This is a genomic window from Pedobacter psychrophilus, assembly GCF_001652725.1.
Classification (GTDB): domain Bacteria; phylum Bacteroidota; class Bacteroidia; order Sphingobacteriales; family Sphingobacteriaceae; genus Pseudopedobacter; species Pseudopedobacter psychrophilus.
In genome coordinates this window covers 1-23,273 of sequence record NZ_LWHJ01000022.1, presented here as the reverse complement: position 1 = coordinate 23,273, position 23,273 = coordinate 1, and the positions used below count along the sequence as shown (strand labels likewise).

Genomic DNA, 23,273 nt, shown 5'->3' with positions numbered 1-23,273 from the left:
GATATATTATGGATTTACTTTATAACGGCTTACATTCCTACCAATATGTCCATTTAAATCCATCCCTTCTAAAATTATTTTATAATTCCCTGTACCATCCGCATTATAGAAATTAACATTTGCCGTTCCGGTTGAATCTGTTATTACTCTTGGATTCCAATAAATAGTCGTTCTTAAATCAGCGACAGCAGCATTTATTTTAGGATCTGCGTAGTTTGGAGAATAAAATTGCTTTGGTTGAAAGATGCCAATTGGCGAATAAGTTACTATTCCAGGTGCGTAGGTATTGCTTACATAACCTGGTTCGCCTCTTTTTGTGGTAATAATGATTACTCCGCCACCGCCTCTGCTTCCATAAATTGCTGTGTAGCCAATACTTTTAAGTATTTCTATAGTTTTTATATCTTGTACAACAATCGTGTTTAAAAAATCTGGTTCTACGTATATGCCATCTAAAATGATTTGAGCTGGTTGGTTTCTTATATAAGCAATTCCATTAATAATTTGCAAACCAGCTACCCTTCCCTGCAATGCTTGTTCTACAGAAAAAGCATTTTGAAAATCTCTCTCTGTTAAAACCCGATCTGCATTCCCTGCCCCGTTTAAATTATCAGATTTTTCTACCAATGGTTTTGTATCTACTACTTTTACTTCACCCAATAAAATTGATCTATTCACAATTCCATTCTTTAACCATTCTTCGTATTGGTTTTTACTGTTTTTAAGATAAGCCTCCATTGAACCGTTAATGTTTATGGTTAAATCTGGAAGGTTTGCGTTTTTAGTAACAATTTGTGGGGCATTATTATAAAGCTCAATATCAACGCCTTTCTTCCCTTTTTCATTTCTAGCCTGAATTACAAATTTTGTACTGTCAGGAAAATAAAGACTGTCTATTTTGAATTCTCCATTAGCATCGGTTTTCTGTTGTATCAAAAATGAAGTTCCTGATGATGAGAATAAAGTTACAGTACCACCAACTACCGGTTTTTTACCTTGAGTTACTTTCCCACTAACAAACAGCGTTTTTTCTGGCTTAAATGATAAAGATGGGCTAACATTATTGATGATATTTGTCCAGTTGAAACGCCTCCAACCTTGCGTCATCATTAAAATATCTAAATCAATTATTTTTTGTTCGGTTACATCATGAAAATAATAATTTGGATTTTCTACATATCCTTTAATATCTGATGTCAGCAATAAATCGGTGAAAATAGTGTGTTCTTCGTCTTCTGTTACTGGCACTTTTGATTCGTCAGTTATGGCCATAGAAAAAGAGCCAATAATTGGTTTACCATATGGGTCTAAAGCTTTAATATTCAAATTGGTTTTTTCTCTTTTCGTATAGGTTTCTTTATCTGGCTTAACTGTTAACGACAAAACATTTTTAGGTAGCATAAATGATAATCTCTCTGAAATAGGGAGCATATTTTCATCAAACAATGTAAACTGGGTAATCCCAGACGGAAATCTATCTTTTGCTAATTTTGCCGCAAATGCTACTCCATTAAGGTTTGTTTTGGCTGTATAAATAACCTTACCAGAATTTTGTGCAATAACAGTAAAGCTTTTACCTTGATTTTTTGAAGCAAAATTTTGGTTAGCCGCTACTTTAACTATTAAACTATCTGCTATGTTATTTACCAAACCCAAAGAAATTCCTTCTGCTTTGTTTAATGGTAAATTGATTTTTTTTTCTGAACCATCTTCAAATTTGACCATAGCATAATAGGTTTTGCCTTCTATAGGTGTTATACTAAAATAACCCATCCCAACATTCCTACTTTCAAAATTTGCTAATTTTTCTCCATTACTATCAGCAATATATCCTGATATTTTTTGTCCCAAACCATCGGCACCTAAAGCTTTAAAAGCAACTCTTCCCCTCACATTATTTATCATGTCTCCCCCTTCAGGAAAAAACTGAACATCAACTTGGTTACTGGTACTAATTATCGGAATGTATTTATTTACTATCGTATTTTCGGCGATTTTTAACGAGGTGGAAATCCTGCCATCTTTCGCTAAAAAAGGTTTATCATTGGTAAATTGAATATTAATGTTTCCATCTGCATCAGTAATCGCCTTACCTTTTGCAATATTCCTGAAATCAATCTCTACTTGGTAGCTTACTTCTTTATTGGCATAAGGGAAACCATCTATATTACTAAAATTTATTTTTGCAGCTACTTTTTCGTTATTTCCTTCTTTGGTATAAGTATAATCTGTTTTAGTAATCAATTGGTTTGTCCAGGCATTCCCAATTTTAACAGTTCTATCAAAATAAAAAGTATCTCCAAAGTTTCTCATCCAATTGGTATAGGCTCTTATTCTATAATTACCTTCTTGCAATGAATCTTTTAATTCGAAATTACCGTTACCAAAACCTGCAACCAACGGGATTCTAAGCGTTTTCTTAACAGAATCACGTCCGTTAATCAAATCAACATATAAAATATTACTTTGAGAAGTTGGTGTTAATGTTTGGGCATCAACCACGTAAGCTTTAAACCAAATTTCATCGCCTATGGCATAATATGGTTTATCTGTATGGATATAAACCTTTTCCTGGATGTTTGTTTCTTGGTATTTTTGAAAACTTTCTAGCGCTTTTTTAAGTAAATCATCATCGGCTATAAAGCCAACAAAACCAATAAAAGCAATAGCTAAAGTTGAAAATATTATTTTTCTGTTTTTCATAAATTCTTAGATAGACAAACGTTAAAAAGGATTAATATCATAAAAAATAAACCCCCAAAAAGTTTGAGGTTTATTTTTTTAAAATTGATTTTTCCACATCATACTTTCTACAGGTTTTGTGGTTTTGTTATTATATTTTGCATCTGATTTGGTGTTGTACATAGTTTCTACATCGCCCTCTACAACAAAATAAATCAATTGTCCAATTGGCATCCCCGCATAAATTTTAACTGGTTGTGTAGCAGAAATCTCTAATGTCCAGGTGTTACAAAAGCCAACATCACCTTTGCCAGCTGTTGCATGTATATCAATACCCAAACGCCCAGTACTAGATTTTCCTTCTAAAAAGGGAACATGTTTATGCGTTTCGGTATATTCTAACGTTACGCCTAAATATAAAGTGTTGGGCTGCAGCACAAATCCATCTTTTGGTATTTCAAAATGATCAATTTCATTATGTTTTTTCGCATCTAGTTCCCTGCTTTTATAACAGGCTAAATGCTTTCCTAGGTGCACATCATAAGAATTTGTTCCTAGACATTCTCTTTTAAATGGTTCTATTACAATTGTTCCTGCATCTATTTCCTTTAAAATGAGTTGATCTGATAATATCATTGTTAAATTTTTGGTTTTGTCTAAATTATGATTTATTTAAAATAATTTTGCAGAGAATTTATATATTTAAAAATGCCCGTTTCGTTTCATGATAATATTGATCAGGACACTTCAATAGGTCTGTGGCAAATTACAGAATCTAGTATTGATTTAGAATCAAGATTACAACTTAAAACACATGAATTATCACATTTAAATTCTTTAAGTAAAGGAAAAAGAAATTTGCATTGGTTGGCAACCAGGGTTTTGTTAAGAAAAATGCTAAACACCAACGAATATATAGATTGCAGGGCGGATGAAAATGGCAAGCCTATACTAATAAACCATCCTTATCACATCTCTTTAAGCCATTCTTATGATTATGCTGCTGTAATGATTAGCAAAACAAAAAAGGTAGGTATAGATATAGAAATTATCAAAAATAAAATTGAACGGGTACAAAACAAGTTTTTGAATTTAAAAGAACTCGACGCTATTGATAATAAAGATAGAATTGAAAAATTATACATTTATTGGTGTGCAAAAGAAGCATTATATAAATTAAACGGTAAAAAAGAAACTTCTTTTAAAGATCATATCCATATAAAACCTTTTAATTATTTGCCTTACGGCGATTTGAGCGCAACTATTGAAAAAGATAATTCTATAGATACTTATACCGTTAATTATAAGAAAGTAGATAATTATATGTTGGGTTATGTTTGTAAATGAAGATGAAAAACACAACAGTTAAATATCAGGATTGGGGTTTGGTGGATTATCAACAAGCTTGGGATAAGCAGGAGGAGATTTTTTCATCAACAGTAGCCATTAAAACCAAAAACCGTAATGAGCCAGAAAACCAAATCCAAACTGAAAACTTTCTGATTTTTGTGGAGCATCCTCACGTTTATACTTCAGGGAAAAGCGGCAAACCAGAAAATCTGTTATTAAACGATCATCAATTAAAAGATAAAGATGCTACTTATTATAAAATAAACCGAGGTGGTGATATTACCTATCATGGTCCTGGGCAAATTGTTGGTTATCCCATCTTAGATTTAGACCATTTTTTTACTGATATCCATCTGTATCTGCGCACATTAGAAGAAGCCGTTATCTTGACTTTAAAAGATTATGGGATTGAAGCCGGAAGATATGCAGGTTATACCGGCGTTTGGATAGATGCTGATAACGAAAAAGCTCGTAAAATTTGTGCAATGGGTGTAAGATGTAGTCGTTGGGTTACTATGCATGGTTTTGCATTTAATGTAAACACAGATTTAGATTATTTTAAAAATATTGTGCCTTGTGGTATTGATGATAAAGATGTCACTTCCTTGCAGAGAGAATTGGGCAAAATAGTGAATATAGAGGAAGTTAAAGAAAACTTAAAAAACCATATTTCCGTTCTTTTTGGTATGAATATCACCAAATAAAAGAACATGAAATTTACCATTTTTGCAATTGCCCTTTTTACTGTAATAAATGCTTGTAAAGTAAAATCGAACCAAATAGATTACGCTGAAAATAAAAACTTGAAAACCTACACATATTTAGCTTTAGGCGATTCATATACCATTGGCGAATCAGTAGATTTGGATAAAAATTTTCCTAATCAATTAGCTGCTTCATTAAAAAATGATAGCACTTTAATTGAACAACCTAAAATTGTAGCTAAAACAGGTTGGACAACCGACGAATTGATTTCTGCAATTAAATCAACAGAATTAAAGAATAAATATGATTTTGTGACGCTTTTAATTGGTGTAAATAATCAATATAGAGGTTACGATATTGAAGAATATAGATTAGAATTTAAGCAATTAATAGAGATTGCAATTAATAAAGCAGAAAATAATCCTCAAAAGGTTTTTGTGGTTTCCATACCTGATTATGGAGTTACGCCATTTGCACAAAACAGCGATAGCGAAAAAATTGGAAACGAAATAGATCAATACAATCAAATTGCACAAGAAATTACCAAAAGCTTTAATGCTAATTATTTAGATATTACACCAATCTCTCGACTTGCAAAAACTGATAATTCTCTTATCGCTGATGATGGTTTACATCCATCTGCAAAAATGTACCAGCTTTGGGTAAACGATTTAGTAAAACAAATTAAAAGTCTGCAATAAAAGGGATTTAGCTCAACTGAATTTTAATACTCTGCATTGTAACATCAATATGTAATTTATCAAAAAGCGTATCGCTTTAATGTAAATCATCGTAACCTTTAACATAAAACTTATACTTTTTCGTTAAAAAACGTTAATGTTTAGGTTTTACTAAAAAGAAAGATAAATTTGCAAATTATTAAAAAAATGAAGAATTACATTATCATATTATTTATTGCTGTTTTAGGTTTAGGTTCTTGTATCAAAGGAGATAATACCGACCCCTTTGCAGAAGCAAAAGCACAATTAGCAAAAGACACTGTTATCATCAGGAAATTTATAACAGATAATAAAATCCCAGCAATTAAAGATGCCTCTGGTTTGTTTTATCAAATTATACAGCCAGGTTCTGGTAACACTACTTATACCATTAACACTCAAATCGAAACTATTTACACTGGTAGATTATTAAATGGGGCAACTTTTGATAGTTCTGTAGGTAAACCTAATTTTAAAACAGCTTTAGGAGGCGTTATAACAGGCTGGCAAATTGGTGTTCCTCTAATACAAAAAGGTGGTAAAATAAGATTAATAATACCAAGTGGATATGCTTATGGACCATCTGCTAATGGTTCTATAGGGGCAAACTCTATATTAGATTTCGACATAGAATTAATTAACGTTCAATAAAAATGATAAAAAAATATTTAGGCATTATGCTTTTGGCTTTAGTTTTACTAAACTCTTGCGAAAAAGAGACTAGGGATTTAAAAACAATAGAAGATCAAGAGATTCAAGCCTTTATTAAGAATAATAACCTTACAGGATTTAGCAAAGATACATCAGGCTTTTACTATCAAGTATTAAGTCCTGGTACTGGTGAACAGATTAAATATTCTACTTCGGTAATTTTTTCTCAAAAAACCACTTCTATTAATGAAAGCGTAAATTTTGAAAACTCAATCTATACACCTATTGGTAATTATGTGGGTTATATCACTCCAATCTCATGGCGTCAAACTATGATAAGGGTTAATAAGGGTGCTGTTTTAAGAATCTTAACTCCATCTTATTTAGCTTTTGGTAAAGATGGTTCTGGAAGTAGTATTCCAGGAAATGCGATATTAGATACTAAAATTACAGTTGCTAATGATGCAGACAGACCAGCTTATGAAGATAATTTAATTAAAGATTTTTTAGCCACAAATAAAATCACAGCTACAAAAGACGCTGCGAGTGGTTTATATTATCAAATTATCACACCTGGAACTGGAAATGCTGTTTTATCAACTTCAACTATTAAAGCAGTTTATACAGGTAGATTGTTAACAGGTGCAATATTTGATCAGGCAACAAGCGCAAACCCTTTAACCATTGCTTTAAGTAGTGTTATTCAGGGTTGGCAAATTGGATTACCATTTATTAAATCTGGAGGAAAAATTAGATTATTTATTCCTTCAAGGTTAGCTTATGGTTCTTCGGCACAAAATAGTATTCCAGCAAATTCTATTTTAGATTTTGATATTGAATTGGTTGAGGTAACCAATTAATAATTTTTTGATTAATTTTCATGAAAGCCCTAGATTCTAAGAATCTAGGGCTTTTTTGTTTTAATAATTTTTTTAATTGCGAATTTCAATATTTTATCCTCGGTCTGTGTCCTCACAGAATGAAATTCCAAACTATTTGACTATTTAATTTTTGTTTGGTTAAGAATGTATAAACATGATATTTAGAAAAAATTTTCAAGTTTTTTGTCCTCGGTCTGTGTCCTCACAGACCGAAATTCTTAACTAAAGGATACTTAATTTTTGTTTGGTTAAGAATATATAAACATGATTTAGAAACAAATCTTCAAGTTTTTTATCCTCGTCTGTGTCCTCACAGACCGAAATTCGTAACTAAAGGTTACTTAATTTTTGTTTGGTTAAGAATATATAAACATGATATTAAAGCAACTCTCTAAGCTCATGGATATATCAGTTAAATTCTGTCTGTGAGGACACAGACCGAGGTGGAAAGAGGTTATAGAGACTTTGTGTTAATAAAAAATAATTCTTTTAGTCTATATTATAAAATTTTGCTCAATTTTTCAATGTTAAGCTTTATCAGTATCAAATTTCCCCAAAACCCTTTCCAAAACCAACCCAAATCCAATCACCAAAACACACCCAAATAAATTTAACCACAAATAAGCCATCCAATCAAATTTATAGGCTATAAAAACAAAGACTTCTGTTAATAAGGCAGCATAAAAAACAGCTTTCCCTCCAACAAATTTTACGTAAAAAGCAACTAAGAAAACACCTAAGATAGTACCATAAAATAAAGAACCTAATATATTCACGGCCTCTAATAAATTTCCTAATTTACTGGCAAAAAGAGCCATGGTAATGCTAACGATTCCCCAAAACAATGTGGTGAGTTTACTGATGTTCAAGTATTTTGAGTCGCTTCCTGTTTTATTAATGAGTCTTTTATAAATATCTACGGAAGTTGTAGAAGCCAGAGAATTTAATGCGCTCGCAGTAGAACCCATAGAAGCCATGCAAACAATAGCTATCAATAACCCAACTAATCCTTTAGGAAGATATTTGGTAACGAAAGAAAGAAAAACATAATTGGTATCGTCTAAATCGGCATCTTTGTCATTCTTTTTCATCACAGCCAAAGCTTCGGCCCTTTTTAGCTGAAGGTTGTTATTAGCTTCTTTAACCTCAGCACTCGCATCTGCAACATTTTTTTTGTTGCTAAGCGCATATTCTAAAGCGATTACTTTTGTCTTTTTATCGGTGAAAGCCAGATCAAAACTTTTTTGCTTTTCTTTAAACTCTGCTTTATAGCTAGAATTTTCAATCTTATTTAACTCTACGCTATTAAAAAAAACAGGTGGTTTTTCATATTGATAAAACGCGAAAACCAATATCCCAATTAATAAAATTAAAAACTGCATGGGTATTTTTAACATGGCGTTCATCAATAAACCTATTCTACTTTGCCCAACAGAACTCCCTGTTAAGTAACGCCCAACCTGAGATTGATCGGTACCGAAATAAGATAATTGTAAAAACAAACCTCCAATAATTCCTGTCCAAACGGTGTATTTATTATCTAAATCAAAGGTCCAGTCTATTACGTTCATTTTGTCCATTTTGCCGGCAATATCTAAAGCTTTTACAAAAAAAACATTTTGTGGCAATATACTAACCACTACAAACCCGGCAAAAAATAACCCTGAAAATATAATGCTCATTTGCAGCATTTGGGTATAAGAAACTGCTTTTGTGCCTCCATAAACCGTATATAAAACTACTACGCTGCCTATAAATAAGGTGGTATAAGTGGTATCGATGTTTAAGATGGTTGATAAAATAATGGAAGGTGCATAAATTGTAATCCCTGTAGAAAGTCCGCGTTGAATTAAAAACAAAAAAGCTGTTAACGCCCTGGTTTTTAAATCGAACCGTTGTTCTAAAAACTCGTAAGCGGTATAAACTTTAAGTTTATGGTAAATAGGGACAAAGGTGATGCAGAGGATAATCATGGCAAGCGGCAGCCCAAAGTAAAACTGCACAAATCGCATTCCATCGGCATAAGCCAAACCCGGAGCAGAAAGGAAAGTGATGGCACTTGCCTGGGTTGCCATAACAGATAAACCCACGCTATACCAAGGCATAGAACGGTCGCCAAGTAAATAACCGTCTATATTTTTTTGACCCCGACTTTTATAAATTCCATAAATCACGATAAACAAAATGGTACAAGAAAGTACAATCCAGTCTATCCAACTCATGAAAAACGGTAAGTAATTAAGCTAAAAATTAAGATGAGTACAACTAACCAACATAAAACAATCAAGTAAAATTGGTTCCAACTCTTTATAAACGGTGGAAGTTCTTGCTTACTGAACTCCTTCACGGCTTTTATTAATCAAATACTGGAAAAGTCCGCCAGTTAACAAGCCTAATATTGCCCCAATAATCACTTGGCCAACTGCCAAACCCGTTAAAGCACCACAAACTAAACCAATAACATAATATACCCAATTGTAGTCTTGAAAATCTATTTTATCTTCCATAGTGTTTTATCCTTTTGTGCAAATTTAATCAAAATATTTATTCTGTTTAATGATTGAAGGAATGAATTTTGAAGGATTGAATAAAATAATTACTGAAGGAATGAATTTTGAAGGATTGAATAAATATCTTTAAAGATGAATGATTCAAATATCAAACACTAAAACTTCACATAAATTCAATCATCCTATCATTCATTAATTCGAAATTTAATAACATTCAATCCTTCTATCATTCACTAATTCAAAATTAATTACTATTCAAAATTTACCTCATGAAAGAAACTGAAAAGCTTAAAAATCCTCAAACTTGGCGTAAATGGGGCCCTTATTTATCAGAAAGGCAATGGGGAACAGTTCGTGAAGATTATAGCGAAAATGGTGATGCTTGGGATTATATCACTCATGACATGGCGAGAAGTAAAACTTACCGCTGGGGCGAAGATGGAATTGGAGGTTTAAGCGACGATAATCAGTTTTTATGTTTAGCTACCTCTTACTGGAATGGCGAAGACGATATTTTAAAAGAACGTCTTTTTGGATTAACCAATAACGAAGGAAACCATGGCGAGGACGTTAAGGAAATGTATTATTATTTGGATAATGTGCCTTCACATAGCTATATGAAGTTTTTGTACAAATATCCACAAACAAAATTTCCTTATGAAAAACTATTAAAAGAAAACCAAAAAAGAGGAAAACAAGATCCAGAATATGAACTAATTGATACAGGCATTTTTGATGAGGATAAATATTTTGACGTTTTTACAGAATATGTTAAAAATAGTGAGAACGATATTTTAATACAATATACCATACATAATAGAGGAAGCAAAAAAGCTAATTTACATTTTTTACCCACCCTTTGGTTTAGAAATACATTAGAATGGAGCGAAGCAGACAAGCCAACTATTTCTACAATGGACAGCAATGTTCTATTACTCCAAAGCAAAAAATTGGAAAATTATTATTGTTATTTGGAAGAAGAAGCAACATTTTTATTTACAGAAAATGAAAGCAATGATAAGAGATTATACGGAATAGATAATCAAGTTTCCTATGTTAAAGATGGCATACATGAGTTTGTGGTTAATGGGAATAAAAAAGCAGTAAGTCCGCAGCAAAGCGGTTCAAAAGCAGCAATATATTATCAAAAAGAAATCTTGGGGAAAAATAGCGTGACTATTAGACTACGCTTAACCGATAAAAAAACAGAAGCTCCTTTTAAAGATTTCGATAAAATCTATAAGCAACAATTGGCTTTCGCCGATGAATTCTACAACGAGAAACATGGCGAAAAAAGTGAGGACGAAAAATTGGTGCAACGCCAAGCCTGGGCAGGGATGCTATGGAGTAAGCAGTTTTATTATTACTATGTTAAAAACTGGTTAGAAGGAGACAAAGGCGAACCCACACCTTCAGAAAGTCACCAACATGGGAGAAACTTTGATTGGAAGCATGTAATGGCAGCTGATATTATATCTATGCCCGATAATTGGGAATATCCTTGGTTTGCAGCATGGGATTTAGCCTTCCACTGTATCCCATTGGCAAGTATAGATGTTGGCTTTGCAAAGGACCAAGTATTGTTATTTATTATGGAGCGCTACATGCATCCAAACGGACAGATGCCTGCTTATGAATGGAATTTTAGCGATGTAAACCCACCTGTACATTCCCTTGCCGCCTGGAAAATTTATCAGATGGAAAAAGAGCAAACAGGCAAAGGAGATATAGAATTTTTACAAAAGGTTTTTCATAAACTGATCCTAAATTTTAATTGGTGGGTAAATAGAAAAGATACAGAAGGCAACAATATTTTTGAGGGCGGTTTTTTAGGTTTAGATAATATAGGGGTTTTTGACCGAAGTAAACCAATGCCGGGTGGCGGAGTTTTAGAGCAATCTGATGGCACAAGTTGGATGGCTATGTATGCACTTAGCATGATGCGCATAGCGATGGAAATTTCTTATCATCACCCCGTTTATGAAGATATGGCCGTCAAGTTTTCTGAACATTTCTTTTATATAGCGGGTGCAATGGCTAATATGAATAATACAGAAGGTGCTGGACTTTGGGACGAGGAAGATGGTTTTTATTATGATATGTTGCACACCGATGATGGCAATTGGAAACGATTAAGATTAAGAACTTTAGTGGGTTTATTGCCTCTTATCGCTGTAGAAGTAATAGAGGAAAATAATTGGGAGAAACTTCCCGGCTTAGTATCTCATATTGAATGGTTTACACAAAAAAGACCAGATTTAGCGTCATTAGTTAGTAAATGGGTTGGGCAAGATGGAAACAGTAACATGCAATTATTGAGTTTGTTACGTGGGCATAGAATGAAATGCCTATTGCGACGCATGTTGGATGAAAATGAGTTTTTATCAGATTTCGGAATTCGTTCTATCTCTAAAATTTATGAAGAAAACCCATTCGAGATTGAGATTGAAAACGAGACTTTTAATGTAAAATATACTCCTGCAGAAAGCGATACAGGTATGTTTGGCGGTAATAGTAATTGGCGTGGCCCTATCTGGATGCCTGTAAACTATTTATTAATAGAATCCATGCATCGTTTTCACGATTACTATGGAGATGATTTTAAAATTGAGATGCCTACCAACTCTGGTAATTACGCTACTATTGAAGATGCTGCAAACCAGGTAGCTAAACGATTAACTTCTATATTCCTAAAAGATAAAAATGGAAATAGGGCTGTTTTTGGTGATAACAAAAAATTGCAGGAAGACCCACATTTTAAAGATTATATTGTTTTTCACGAATATTTTAATGGTGATAATGGCAAAGGTTTAGGTGCGAGCCATCAAACCGGATGGACAGGTTTGGTTGCTTTATTGATTTAATTTATACATGTTAAGACTTACGAAGTTTTAAAAACTTCGTAAGTCTGTTCCTATTTTAACCAAGGTTTCAGGATAAAAAAACCATCATGTCGATCCGCTAGCTAGCGGAGAGAACCTCTCACAAATAAGAATTAGGTAGAATGGCAACCTTGCTAATGAGATGTCTCGTTTCCTCGACATGACGGAAAGCAGAGAATTTAATACTTTAAGACTTACGATTTTTAAAAAACGTAAGTCATATAGTTTTTTTGCATTAGGGCTTTACACTGGTTAAAAACAATTAAATTATCCAGAAATCTTTTCTTGTTTTTCATGATCACAAATCAATAAACAATATTATTATTCGTATATTTTCAATCTGATTTCAATACCAGAAACCAATTATTAATCATAAAATAAACATCATGTATAACCAACCAATGTTAAGGGATAATGCCTTAAAAGATAAAACTTACGTAGTTACTGGCGGCGGAACTGGCTTGGGAAAAGCAATGAGCACTTATTTATTAGAGTTAGGGGCAAACGTTGTCATTACCTCGCGTAAATTGGATGTTTTGCAAAAAACCGCTGCTGAATTAGAAGAAAAAACGGGTGGAAAGGTTTTAGCAGTTGCCTGCGATGTACGTGATGCCGACCAAGTAGATAACGTTTTAAAGGAAACTTTAGCAAGATTTAAAAGTGTAGATGGTTTGTTAAATAATGCGGCAGGAAATTTCATTTCGCCAACAGAACGCCTTTCGGCAAATGCTTTCAGCACCATTATAGATATCGTTTTAAAAGGAACAGTTAATTGTACTTTGGCTTTTGGTAAACATTGGATTAAAGAAAAACAACCTGCAAGCATTTTAAATATAGTTACCACTTATGCTTTTACTGGTTCAGGCTATGTTGTGCCATCTGCTTGTGCAAAAGGAGGCGTATTAGCGATGACAAGGTCGTTAGCCGCTGAATGGGGACATTATCAAATACGGTGTAATGCAATTGCACCCGGACCTTTCCCTACAAAAGGTGCCTGGGATAGGTTATTGCCAGGAGATTTAGCTGAAAAATTTGATTTTAAAAATCGTGTCCCACTTAAAAGAGTTGGACACCATCAAGAATTAGCCAACTTAGCTTCTTACTTATTGTCGGATTTTTCTGGTTATATAAACGGAGAAGTGATTACCATTGATGGCGGCGAATGGTTGCAAGGTGCCGGTCAATTAAATGGTTTAGAAGTTGTAACCGATGAAATGTGGGATGGATTGGAGAAAATGATAAGAGGAACAAAGGGGAGTTAAACGTCTTCATTTAAGTTTAGAGAAAGCCGTCTGAATCTTAAATCAAGATTCGGACGGCTTTTAATTATTTATTCAAAATAATATCCTCTAACGCATCAATCCAGGCTGGATTATCATTCAAGCTTTCTACCAATTGTATTTTTTCTCCTCCTAATTCCACAAATTCTTCTTGGTATTCAAAACTAATTTCATACAAAGTTTCTAAACAATCAGACACAAAAGCGGGACATAAAACCAGTAAACGCTTTGCTCCTTTTGCAGCTAATTCTTTTAAAATATCTGAGGTATAAGGTTTCATCCAGGGATCATTTCCTAAACGGGATTGATAGCAAATGGTAAAATCTTCCTTTTTTAAACCTAATTCGTCAGAAATTAATCTAGCGGTTTGGTGGCATTGTGCCGAATAGCAGTATTTATTATTTTCTGTTAGCACACTGCAACAGTTTTCTACTTTTAAGCAATGCTCGCCAGAAACATCTGCTTTTCTCATTTGCCTTTGTGGGATGCCGTGGAAACTGAATAAAATATGATCCCATTTTTGATCTAGATGTTTACGAGCATTATCTGCAAAAACCTTAATCATTCCAGGATGATCATAATAACTATTTACGAAACTAATTGGAGGGATTGCCTGCCATTTGCTTACAATTTCCATTACCAATTGATGTACAGAACCTGTAGATGCAGAAGCATATTGAGGAAATAAAGGAACTACTTTTATGCTATCAACTTTAGCTTGTTTAAATCTTTCTAAAGCATCTGGAATGGATGGAGTTTGGTAGCGCATGGCCAATTCTACCATGTAATCATCTCCTAATTTTTTTGTAATTTCTTCATGTACTTTGTTTCCATTTATTAACAAAGGCGAACCTGCGTCTGTCCAGATTTCTTTATAAATTTTAGCAGATTTTGGTCCACGAAACGGAACGATAATTCCTTTAACCAATAATGTACGACCAATTGCATTGATATCAATTACACGTTCGTCCATTAAAAATTCGTCCAGATATTTTCTTACATCAGCAGTAGATGGACTATCTGGAGTGCCCAGATTTACCAATAGAATTCCTTTTTTACCCATTTTTTGTATTGATGCTTTGTTCTTTTACTTGCCATAAACGCCACCAAGGTGTGCCAGGCGAATCATGATGTTCATAATGATAGCCGAAAAAATAGCAGCTAAAAAATGCCCAAATATGGTTTTTATCTTGTGTTTTAGATTGATATTTATTTTGATGCTCGCCTTTATGCGGCAAATATGTACCAAAATAAAATAACTGTAATGTGCTTAACAAAGAGGGTAACACCCAAAAGAGAACTAGGTTTTTTTCTGGAATATAAATTTTAAGAATATTATAAATAATTGCCATTGCTAAAATTTGCCACCAAGTAATGTATTGTTTAATAAAGTTAAAATACCAAACAAAAAAATTCCCTTCATGATAATCAGGATCATTTTTGGTGTGTACAAAATCATGATGTTGATGGTGTTTGGAGTGGAGATTTTTTAAGGGAAACAATGCGTATAAAGCTGTACAAATTTGCCCTAAGGCGATATTTAGTTTTGGATTTTTTGGGGCAATTGTACCATGCATTGCATCATGAGCCGTGATAAAAAGTCCAGTATAAAGATGCATTTGAATTAAAACGAAAATATATAATAAAGGATTTGTAAAACTCAAATTAGTTTTCATCAATATTACAATGCTAACCATCCACAAAGTGATGATGATTATTGCTATGTATGTTCCCTTTGAGTTTTTCAATTGATGTTTTATAAAGTTTTCTTAGGTTTTATAGGTGCGTTAGGGATTGGAACGGCATCCTTTTTTGTGCCTCGGAAAATGTGTAAGGGGAACAAAAAAGATATAGTGAAAAGCCCGACCCATCCGCTAGCTAGCGGATTGGGAACGCCAAAAATATTTTTAACAGCGTTTATTAATCCTTTATATTTTTAAAAAATAAATATTGAATTGATATTATCAATTTAATACATTTCAAGTTGCTCTTTCACTTGTTCCATTAACCACATTGGGGTTGATGTTGCGCCACAAATCCCAATCTTATCCCCTTCATTAAACATTGCTTTCTCTAAATCGTTTGGTTTGCTGATAAAAAAAGTAGCTGGATTATGCTTTCTGCAAACTTCGTAAAGTACTTTACCGTTGGATGATTTTTTGCCAGACACAAAAATTATTTTGTCGAAGTTCTTTACAAATTTCGGCAATTCTTTATCTCTGTTAGAAACCTGACGGCAAATTGTATCGTTTGCTTTAATCTCATAACCACGATCTATTAATTGATTTTTTATGTCGTAAAACTTCTCAGTAGATTTAGTGGTTTGGCTATACAAAGTGAATGTTTTAGGCAACTCAACATTATCTAGCTCTGCAATATCCTGAAAAACGATGGCTTCATTATTAGTTTGCCCTTGCAAACCAATCACTTCTGCATGGCCATGTTTGCCAAAAATTACGACTGGTTCTTTAGCATCATGAGTAGTTTTTATGCGATTTTGCAGTTTTAAAACTACCGGACAAGAAGCATCTATCAACGTAATATTATTTTCTAAAGCTACTTTGTAAGTTTCTGGCGCTTCGCCATGCGCCCTAATCAGTACTTTTTCGTTATGTAAAGTTTTTAAATCATCGTTATCAATAATTTTTAAACCTTTTGCTTTTAAGCGGATAACTTCCTCATCATTATGTACAATATCGCCCAGGCAATAAAGATAACCTTCTTGTTCCAAAATTTCTTCGGCCATATCTATGGCATAAACAACACCAAAGCAGAAGCCGGAATCTTGATCTATGGTAACTTTTAAATTATATTCCATGTGATGATAATTACCTACAAAAATATAAAAAATTTAGTCAGATAACGGTAAGATTAAGCCCTAAGAAAAATAGAAATTGACAGATTATCAAAGTTAGTGCAACAGGATTACTCTTTCTAAATTCTAACTCATAGTAGACTCTTAATAAAACAAAGGCCACAAAAAACCATGCAATAAAATTTTGTAATGGAATTTCGCTGTTCTCCCAACTCCAATAATCAAACCTTACTGCAACTGGCTCAATTAAAAAATCTAAAACAACTAATATTACCGCACCAATTGCTGCTTTCAAAGTCCTTTGATGTTTCAGATATTTCTTTAAAACAGCACCAACACAAAAAACGATGATAAACCAGTTTACGCCAATCAATAATGGGACATTGGCTAACTTTATTCCCAATGTTTCACCATAATGATAAACTCCAAAAACTGCTCCTGATGAAACGCCAACAACTTCTACTAAAAATCCGCCGACGTAAACAAATACCAATGCCGACCAAAAATTTTTGTTAAACTCTTTTTGGTTAGCCAATAAAATGCCAGCCATTAAAAGCAAATGAAAGGGTACAAAAGACAAGAAAAAATCGTGGTATTGTGGTAATGAAAAGCCAATAAAACCTACCAAATGGAAAATGATAATGAAAATTCTTGATAAGGCTGTTTTTTCTAAATATTTCATGTATGTATCGTTCTGCCTTTCCAGTATAAGGTTTTGCTTAAGGATTTTTTTATGGATAAGGTTGCGATTACCAATAAATTAATCATTTGTAAAATGTGAAAAATGATATTCATTAAAACATTTTGTCCCGATAAATAAGAAATCATCAATCGGCTAAAAATAATTAAAGTTATTGCAAAATAAAATAGCTGAAAATTGAGAAAAAATAAGATGAAAATTGGTCCAAAAACTACCAAGAAAAGATAAACTAAAAGGCCAAAAATGCTATTACCAAAACCCGATAAAAGATTTTTACTGAACCCTTCAATGCTTTCTTTATAGCTCTTATACATCCTACAATAAATATAACCGTTAGCCAATAAAGCTTCGCCATTTAGCTTGTTCTCTTTAACTAATTTCATAATCTCGATATCTTCTACAACTTTGGCTTTTACTTGTTTATGCCATTGGTTTTGATGATAATCCTGAGCTCGAAATAGCATAAATTGTCCACTTGCAGCAGATAGAGAAGGCAATTTTGACAATTTTACCAATCTTAAAGGCAACAAATTCAATAACAAATAATGCATTAACGGTACTACTGCTTTTTCGCCAAAAGTTTTGGTAATTTGGTTGGTAAACAAACTCAATAAACTGAGTTTGCCAATTTGCATTCGGTATAAAGAATTATTAATCAAGCCATCCTTTACCATTTCATCAGCATCTAAAAATAACAGAAAATCGCCCTTGGCTTGCTTCGCTAATTGATAACAAGCATAATTTTTACCTAACCAGCCTTGTGGTAAAGGTTCTCCTTTAATTATTTTAAAACGATTGTCTGTTTGGCAAAATTCATTTACTATTTGATAAGTTTCATCATCAGAATTATCATCTAAAACAATTACTTCTATGTTATAATAATCTTGCGATTTAATAGAGTTTAAAAGCATTAAAATATTCTCTTCTTCGTTTCTGGCGGGAATTAAAATGGAAACTAAATCCATATAATTTTTTGGAGAATGGGTTAATTTTGGATTGGAAATAAAGTTAAAAAGCGTAACCGTAAAGCGCAAAATCAAAAAGAAAAATATAATGTAAAAGAAGTAAATCATGCTTAAACCTTAATTTCAGATTGCTCTTTTAACGATTTTTCATAATGCTTGTTATAAGCACTTTTTATGACTTGTAAGCTGCTGTATTCTTGTGCTTCCCAGTTTTCTAACGATATTTTGATGCTCGGTTTTCTGAAATTAAAATAATCAGTTAGGACAGCAGCAAAAATATACTGAAATTTCTTTTGCGACGAGCTGATGATTTTTCCTACTCCTTTTTCAAAAGCGACCGAACTTACATGAGAAGAATGCAACTCACCCTGAGGAAAAATTAAGACCAGATTTTTTGGATTATCTAATAATTTTGCAGCGTAATCTAGAGATTGGATTAAGCTTTTTGCATTTTTTTGAATGCTGAAACATCCCATATATGGCAAAAATTTTACTTCTTTAAGTGTATCTTCTAAAACCATTACATGAAAATGTTTTTTGAAATATATTTTATTAAGATGAAAGATGATAAAACCGTCCCACCAACTAAAATGATTGGATAACAACAAAATAGATTTATCTGCATCAAATTTTTCTTTATTAAACTCAAACTTTTCAAAATCAGAACCAATGATATGGCTGATGTACCAGGAAAAGAAACCGTGAATTAATTTATTTGATTTAGGTTCTATCATGTTTTTACTGAACAGCTAATTTAATCATTCGTTTTTTATGATATCTGCAACAATTTTTGCAGATAATAAAGCCAACGGAATTCCACCTCCGGGATGAACGCTGCCACCAACAAAATACAGATTTTTTATTTTTTTGGTGAAATTAGCATGGCGTAAAAAAGCGGCAAACTTTCCGTTAGAACTTGTTCCGTAAAGCGAACCTCGATAAGATGAAGTTTTTGATTCAATTAAAACAGGGTCCAAAACTTCCTCGGTTTCAATTAAACTTTCTAAATCAATTCCTAAATTTTTATTTAGCTTTTTTATGATGTTTGCCCTTGCTTCGGTTTTAAAAACCTCCCAATTTTGTCCAATGTTGTTAGGGACATTAATCATGGTAAACCAGTTTTCACAACCACTTGGCGCATCGTCTTTTTTAAATTTTGAGCTAATGTTGATGTAAACTGTTGGATCGTTAAAAATGGTTTTGCTTTTAAAGAGATGATTAAATTCATCTTTATAATTATCACTAAAAAAGATGTTATGCAATCCCAATTGAGGGAATTCTTTCTTTATTCCCCAATAAAAAATCAAAGCAGAGCTAGAGCGTTCTTGTTTCAATATTTTTTGCGGTTGGGCTTCATCTTTTAGCAATTTTTTATAGGTAAAATAAACATCAATATTTGATGCAACTACATCCGCCTCAATAATTTCACTATTTATTTTAATGCCCTTAACCTTTTTATTTTCGACTAAAATCTCATCAACCTTTTTTTTATAATAAAATTTTACGCCTAAATCTTCTGCTAACTTTACCAGGCTTTGGGTTATAGCGTACATTCCATTTTTAGGGAAATATGCCCCAAAATTTTGTTCTAAGTGCGGGATAACATTTAAAGTTGCCGGAGCTTGATAAGGGTTTGAACCATTATAAGTAGCAAACCTGTTAGCATATTGTACCATTTTTGCATCGGTAAAAAAAGATTGATTTGCTTTTGCCATCGTTCTAAAAGCATCAATTTCTCCAAATCTTAAAAAGGATTTTGCCGTGTTTACGTTTGTGTAAGTATTTAAAAGATGAAGCGATTTTTCTAAAAAAACTTCATGAGTGACATCATAAATAGTTTCGCTTTTCTTTAAAAACGTGTTAATTTCTTGTTGAGTAGATTGGGTGTTTTTTTCTATTTCTTTTGCAAATTTATCAATATCGGCGTAAGCTGTTAAATGTGTTTTATCATCCCAAAAATACCGACAAACCTCTTCTAATTTTTCGTACTCAAAATAATCTGAGGGCTTTTTACCTGCCAAATTAAAAAGTTTATCTACGTATTGCGGCATGGTAAACAAACTTGGTCCGGCATCAAAACGATAACCCTGTTTATTAAACTGAGATAATTTACCGCCCGGATAATCATTTGCTTCAAATACAGAAACTTCGTAATTATCAATTGCCAATCTTATAGCAGTTGCTATCCCTGCAATTCCGGCTCCTATTATTATTGCTTTTGGCATCTTCTTCAAGAATACAAAATAAAATCACATCCTGTTTTAAAGGGAAGCATTTATTTTAACGAATCTAATAAAGCAAACATTTTTTGCCTCATGGCCGATGAGCTTCCATTATAATTATTGATGATGATCGAAAAGCAAAGAGGTGTTTTACCAGCCGAATTCACATAACCCGAGTATCCTAAAACATCTGCAATAGTGCCGCTTTTCATATGTAAATCATTATAGATTGGGAAACTCAAAAAATAACTATCAAACCAGTTTTCTTTTTTTGCCAGATATAAAACCTTCGTCATGGTTAAAGTAGTTATTCTATTTTGCGGCGAAAGTCCGCTACCATCTACAATATTTAAACTTGCAATATCAATTCCTTTGTCTTTCCAAAATTTCTGAATTGCAGTCACTCCTTCAGTAATTGAGGCGTTTTTACCAAATTTCCAACCTATTGTTCTCACCAATTGCTCTGCAAATAAGTTGATGCTTTTCTTGTTTAACCAATAAACTATTTCCTTTAAAGAAGGGGAAGTAATTGTTGTTAATGGTTTTAAATCTTTTTGAATTCCTTTCGTTTTGGCTGCTGCCGTTGGCTTTGTTTGGAAACCATTTTTAGCTAAAAAATCGGCAACATCATAAGCCATTGCTAAAGCTGGGTCTGGCAATGAAACTCCAATTTCTTTTTTTAAATCTTTACCATAAGTTCCCCTTAAATAAATTTCTGAGGTGTAAGGAGCCGAGTAAGCAAAAACGTGATCTCCAGAACCATTTTCTCCAGTTTTTAATTCATTTGTGATATTTAAAAAAGGATAAACTTCCTTTAAGCTATTAATTTTCACATCAGAACCCACTACTTTACCCGGTGTAAAACTCAACTCAAAAAGATTTTCTCCCCAGCATAATTGCGATGTTCCTGCGCCGTAATAATTGCCAATATCTTCCCAAACCCAGCCAATCGGCAAAGATTGCGTATCCCAATTACTTACTTCTGCAATCACATTTCCATTTATAATTTTAATTCCTTTTTGTTGTAAGGCGAATAAGATTTTATTTAAAATTTGAGGCTTTTTTGTTTGATCCCAACGTGAGCTTCCTAATGTGGGGTCTCCACCACCTTTTATAATGATATTCCCGTTTAAAACTCCATTTAAAATCTCACCTGTATAAGCAATCTCTGTTTTGAAAGTATAATCTTCACCTAATAAAGCCAATGCAGTAGCAGAGGTTACAGTTTTTAATGTTGATGCTGGTGCGACGCCAACATTTTGATTATTTGCAAAAATGAGGTCACCATTCGCTGCATTTAAAACTGAAAAAGATATAGTGGCATATTTTAATTGTTCGGTTTTAGAGAAATTTTCAAATGCGTGAGTAATTTTATTTTCTAAGGTTTGGGCTTTCGCCGATGCGATGATGATTAAAAAAACAAGAATAGTGAAGATGGATTTTTTCATTAATAGCAAAATTAAAAGATGTTGGTTGACAAACGAATTTATATTTCAATTAGCACTTATAAAACCCCGTTAAATAAATCTTAAAATCTTTTTCCATTTTTTACTAAATTTAGCTTTTAAATATGCTACAATCTTTGCCAACCAAAATGGCTGATACCCAAACACAAGAAGAGACTTTTACTTTAGATGAAGTTTTAAGCTCGTTAAAAGTAGTACATCGCTTAATTTTATGGAATGATGAGGTTAATAGCTTTGACCACGTGATCCATTGTTTAATGAAATATTTGGATTACTCGCAACCGCAATCAGAAAAAATAGCCTGGACAGTACATAACGATGGAAAATGCGCCATTTTAGAAGGCTCCTTTACAGAAATGGAAGTCTACAGAAAAATTTTGCAGCAAGAAGGTTTAACCGTTTCTGTTGATTAGGTTTTTTTTAGAGGGGTTGAAAGTGAGAAGTTGAAAACCAAATAACCCCCGATATATATGTTAGCTGCAAGGCTCAAACGACAGTACTACTAAAAGAAGTCATCAAGTAATGAAAGCAACCATTTATTCTCATAAGACAATCATAGGAACAGTCGACTTGCAGGTCGGTGACGAGAGTATGGGATGTGTTTATGGTGAATTCTTACCTAACCAAAATTATTACAAAGACATCCAAAAATTTATTTGGGAATTTTGGGATTCTAAGAATCTTGACTATAGAAAATGGAATTCTTTGAGGTTTAATGCTCGCCTAGAGAATGAATATTTTCTGTTTCCACATGGTGGATATACTTTTGATGACATTTCTGACTTACCAGATGAACCTATAAGAATTGATATTATGGGAATCAATATTGAAACTCTAAACTTCAAAAATGACACAATTCTTGAACCTTGGGAATCAATTACTTTAGAACAAAAACTCGCTTATGAAGATGAACTTTTAAAAGAAATTACCCCAATTAAATCTGTATTCAATTTTAAAAATAAAGACCATCACATATTATTAAATTCAGAAATTTCAGCATTTGCAAAAAATGGAACTAACGACGATATACTTTTTGAAATTAAAAAGAACGATATTGAAAATCAATTTGCAATCGTTCATTTAACTTGGACGGAAAATGAAAGTCTTAAATCCAATAATTATCCTAAGACATCTTTTTATTTTGACTTCAATGAGTTTATTCAAAAGAAAATGAAATCTGACAATATAGAATGGAACTTATAAAGAAGAAATTTAACATGGAATATAAAAGCCCAGCAGCTAACCACAAATTTGTATTATAATGGCTGAACTGCTTTACGTTATTTCATCGCAATTAACTAAGTTTATACGGGCAGACAAGTTTTTGCTTTCTATGCCATTACAATACAAATTCGCCAATCGTTATGCGTCACCCTACCGACCAGTACCAAAGTAGCAGGCAGACAAATAACGAAACAAAAATCAAGCTTATTTTGCGTAAATTT

General features: G+C 32.8%; 21 protein-coding genes. 9 read left to right on the top strand and 12 right to left on the bottom strand.

The window, feature by feature from the left end; all coding sequences use genetic code 11:
- Positions 1-6: 6 nt before the first annotated feature.
- Together A5893_RS05115 and dcd are read right to left on the bottom strand one after the other, a co-directional pair.
- Positions 7-2,703, bottom strand: a complete 2,697-nt coding sequence (locus A5893_RS05115) for a TonB-dependent receptor plug domain-containing protein (RefSeq protein ID WP_068821488.1) — start codon at positions 2,701-2,703, stop codon at positions 7-9.
- Between the two features lie 78 nt (positions 2,704-2,781).
- The gene (dcd, locus tag A5893_RS05110) at positions 2,782-3,318 is read right to left on the bottom strand and encodes a dCTP deaminase (RefSeq protein WP_068821487.1); all 537 of its coding nucleotides are present in this window, start codon (positions 3,316-3,318) and stop codon (positions 2,782-2,784) included.
- Between the two features lie 72 nt (positions 3,319-3,390).
- Between dcd and A5893_RS05105 the strand changes: the two genes are divergently transcribed.
- From A5893_RS05105 to A5893_RS18010, 5 genes are all read left to right on the top strand, one after another.
- Positions 3,391-4,029: a 4'-phosphopantetheinyl transferase family protein gene (locus A5893_RS05105; protein WP_068821486.1), complete on the top strand. Its 639-nt coding sequence runs from the start codon at positions 3,391-3,393 to the stop codon at positions 4,027-4,029.
- A 2-nt stretch (positions 4,030-4,031) separates the two neighbouring features.
- Positions 4,032-4,736 carry a lipoyl(octanoyl) transferase LipB gene (gene lipB, locus A5893_RS05100; RefSeq protein WP_068822085.1) on the top strand — a complete coding sequence of 235 codons (705 nt, stop codon included), beginning with the start codon at positions 4,032-4,034 and terminating at the stop codon, positions 4,734-4,736.
- Between the two features lie 6 nt (positions 4,737-4,742).
- Positions 4,743-5,438: an SGNH/GDSL hydrolase family protein gene (locus tag A5893_RS05095; protein ID WP_082911338.1), complete on the top strand. Its 696-nt coding sequence runs from the start codon at positions 4,743-4,745 to the stop codon at positions 5,436-5,438.
- A gap of 186 nt (positions 5,439-5,624) precedes the next feature.
- Complete coding sequence (locus A5893_RS05090; protein WP_068821485.1) at positions 5,625-6,107, top strand: FKBP-type peptidyl-prolyl cis-trans isomerase; 483 nt, start codon at positions 5,625-5,627, stop codon at positions 6,105-6,107.
- A 2-nt stretch (positions 6,108-6,109) separates the two neighbouring features.
- Complete coding sequence (locus A5893_RS18010) at positions 6,110-6,967, top strand: FKBP-type peptidyl-prolyl cis-trans isomerase (protein ID WP_232456805.1); 858 nt, start codon at positions 6,110-6,112, stop codon at positions 6,965-6,967.
- 548 nt (positions 6,968-7,515) lie between these two features.
- On the opposite strand, the gene A5893_RS05080 is transcribed toward A5893_RS18010, so the two are convergent.
- Positions 7,516-9,210, bottom strand: a complete 1,695-nt coding sequence (locus tag A5893_RS05080; RefSeq protein WP_068821484.1) for a sodium:solute symporter — start codon at positions 9,208-9,210, stop codon at positions 7,516-7,518.
- 108 nt (positions 9,211-9,318) lie between these two features.
- Positions 9,319-9,495, bottom strand: coding sequence for a hypothetical protein (locus A5893_RS17655; RefSeq protein ID WP_157687472.1), 177 nt, complete (start codon positions 9,493-9,495; stop codon positions 9,319-9,321).
- A gap of 272 nt (positions 9,496-9,767) precedes the next feature.
- On the opposite strand from A5893_RS17655, the gene A5893_RS05075 reads away from it, so the two are divergent.
- Positions 9,768-12,362, top strand: coding sequence for an MGH1-like glycoside hydrolase domain-containing protein (locus tag A5893_RS05075; RefSeq protein ID WP_068821483.1), 2,595 nt, complete (start codon positions 9,768-9,770; stop codon positions 12,360-12,362).
- Between the two features lie 404 nt (positions 12,363-12,766).
- On the top strand, positions 12,767-13,642 hold the full coding sequence (locus tag A5893_RS05070; RefSeq protein ID WP_068821482.1) for an SDR family oxidoreductase: 876 nt from the start codon (positions 12,767-12,769) through the stop codon (positions 13,640-13,642).
- A gap of 64 nt (positions 13,643-13,706) precedes the next feature.
- Here the strand turns inward: A5893_RS05070 and hemH are convergent, their stop codons facing one another.
- From hemH to dacB, 8 genes are all read right to left on the bottom strand, one after another.
- Positions 13,707-14,723 (bottom strand): ferrochelatase, encoded by a 1,017-nt coding sequence (gene hemH / locus A5893_RS05065; RefSeq protein ID WP_068821481.1) that lies wholly within the window; start codon positions 14,721-14,723, stop codon positions 13,707-13,709.
- A complete protein-coding gene (locus A5893_RS05060; protein WP_232456804.1) occupies positions 14,716-15,408 on the bottom strand; it encodes a fatty acid desaturase in 693 nt (230 codons plus the stop codon). The genes hemH and A5893_RS05060 overlap by 8 nt, the downstream gene beginning before the upstream one ends.
- A 221-nt stretch (positions 15,409-15,629) precedes the next feature.
- On the bottom strand, positions 15,630-16,478 hold the full coding sequence (locus A5893_RS05050) for a 4-hydroxy-3-methylbut-2-enyl diphosphate reductase (protein ID WP_068821478.1): 849 nt from the start codon (positions 16,476-16,478) through the stop codon (positions 15,630-15,632).
- Between the two features lie 37 nt (positions 16,479-16,515).
- On the bottom strand, positions 16,516-17,157 hold the full coding sequence (locus A5893_RS05045; protein ID WP_068821477.1) for a carotenoid biosynthesis protein: 642 nt from the start codon (positions 17,155-17,157) through the stop codon (positions 16,516-16,518).
- Positions 17,154-18,140 carry a glycosyltransferase gene (locus A5893_RS05040; RefSeq protein ID WP_232456803.1) on the bottom strand — a complete coding sequence of 329 codons (987 nt, stop codon included), beginning with the start codon at positions 18,138-18,140 and terminating at the stop codon, positions 17,154-17,156. Before A5893_RS05040 ends, A5893_RS05045 begins: the two co-directional genes overlap by 4 nt.
- A 110-nt stretch (positions 18,141-18,250) precedes the next feature.
- Positions 18,251-18,874, bottom strand: coding sequence for a lysophospholipid acyltransferase family protein (locus tag A5893_RS05035; RefSeq protein ID WP_068821475.1), 624 nt, complete (start codon positions 18,872-18,874; stop codon positions 18,251-18,253).
- Positions 18,875-18,898: 24 nt separating this feature from the next.
- Positions 18,899-20,365 carry a 1-hydroxycarotenoid 3,4-desaturase CrtD gene (gene crtD / locus A5893_RS05030; protein ID WP_068821474.1) on the bottom strand — a complete coding sequence of 489 codons (1,467 nt, stop codon included), beginning with the start codon at positions 20,363-20,365 and terminating at the stop codon, positions 18,899-18,901.
- Positions 20,366-20,415: 50 nt separating this feature from the next.
- Positions 20,416-21,810: a D-alanyl-D-alanine carboxypeptidase/D-alanyl-D-alanine endopeptidase gene (dacB, locus tag A5893_RS05025; protein WP_082911336.1), complete on the bottom strand. Its 1,395-nt coding sequence runs from the start codon at positions 21,808-21,810 to the stop codon at positions 20,416-20,418.
- A 122-nt stretch (positions 21,811-21,932) separates the two neighbouring features.
- Here dacB and A5893_RS05020 point away from each other — a divergent pair, with 122 nt between their 5' ends.
- Together A5893_RS05020 and A5893_RS05015 are read left to right on the top strand one after the other, a co-directional pair.
- On the top strand, positions 21,933-22,241 hold the full coding sequence (locus A5893_RS05020) for an ATP-dependent Clp protease adaptor ClpS (protein ID WP_232456802.1): 309 nt from the start codon (positions 21,933-21,935) through the stop codon (positions 22,239-22,241).
- Positions 22,242-22,350: 109 nt separating this feature from the next.
- Complete coding sequence (locus tag A5893_RS05015) at positions 22,351-23,031, top strand: hypothetical protein (protein WP_068821473.1); 681 nt, start codon at positions 22,351-22,353, stop codon at positions 23,029-23,031.
- Positions 23,032-23,273 lie beyond the last annotated feature (242 nt).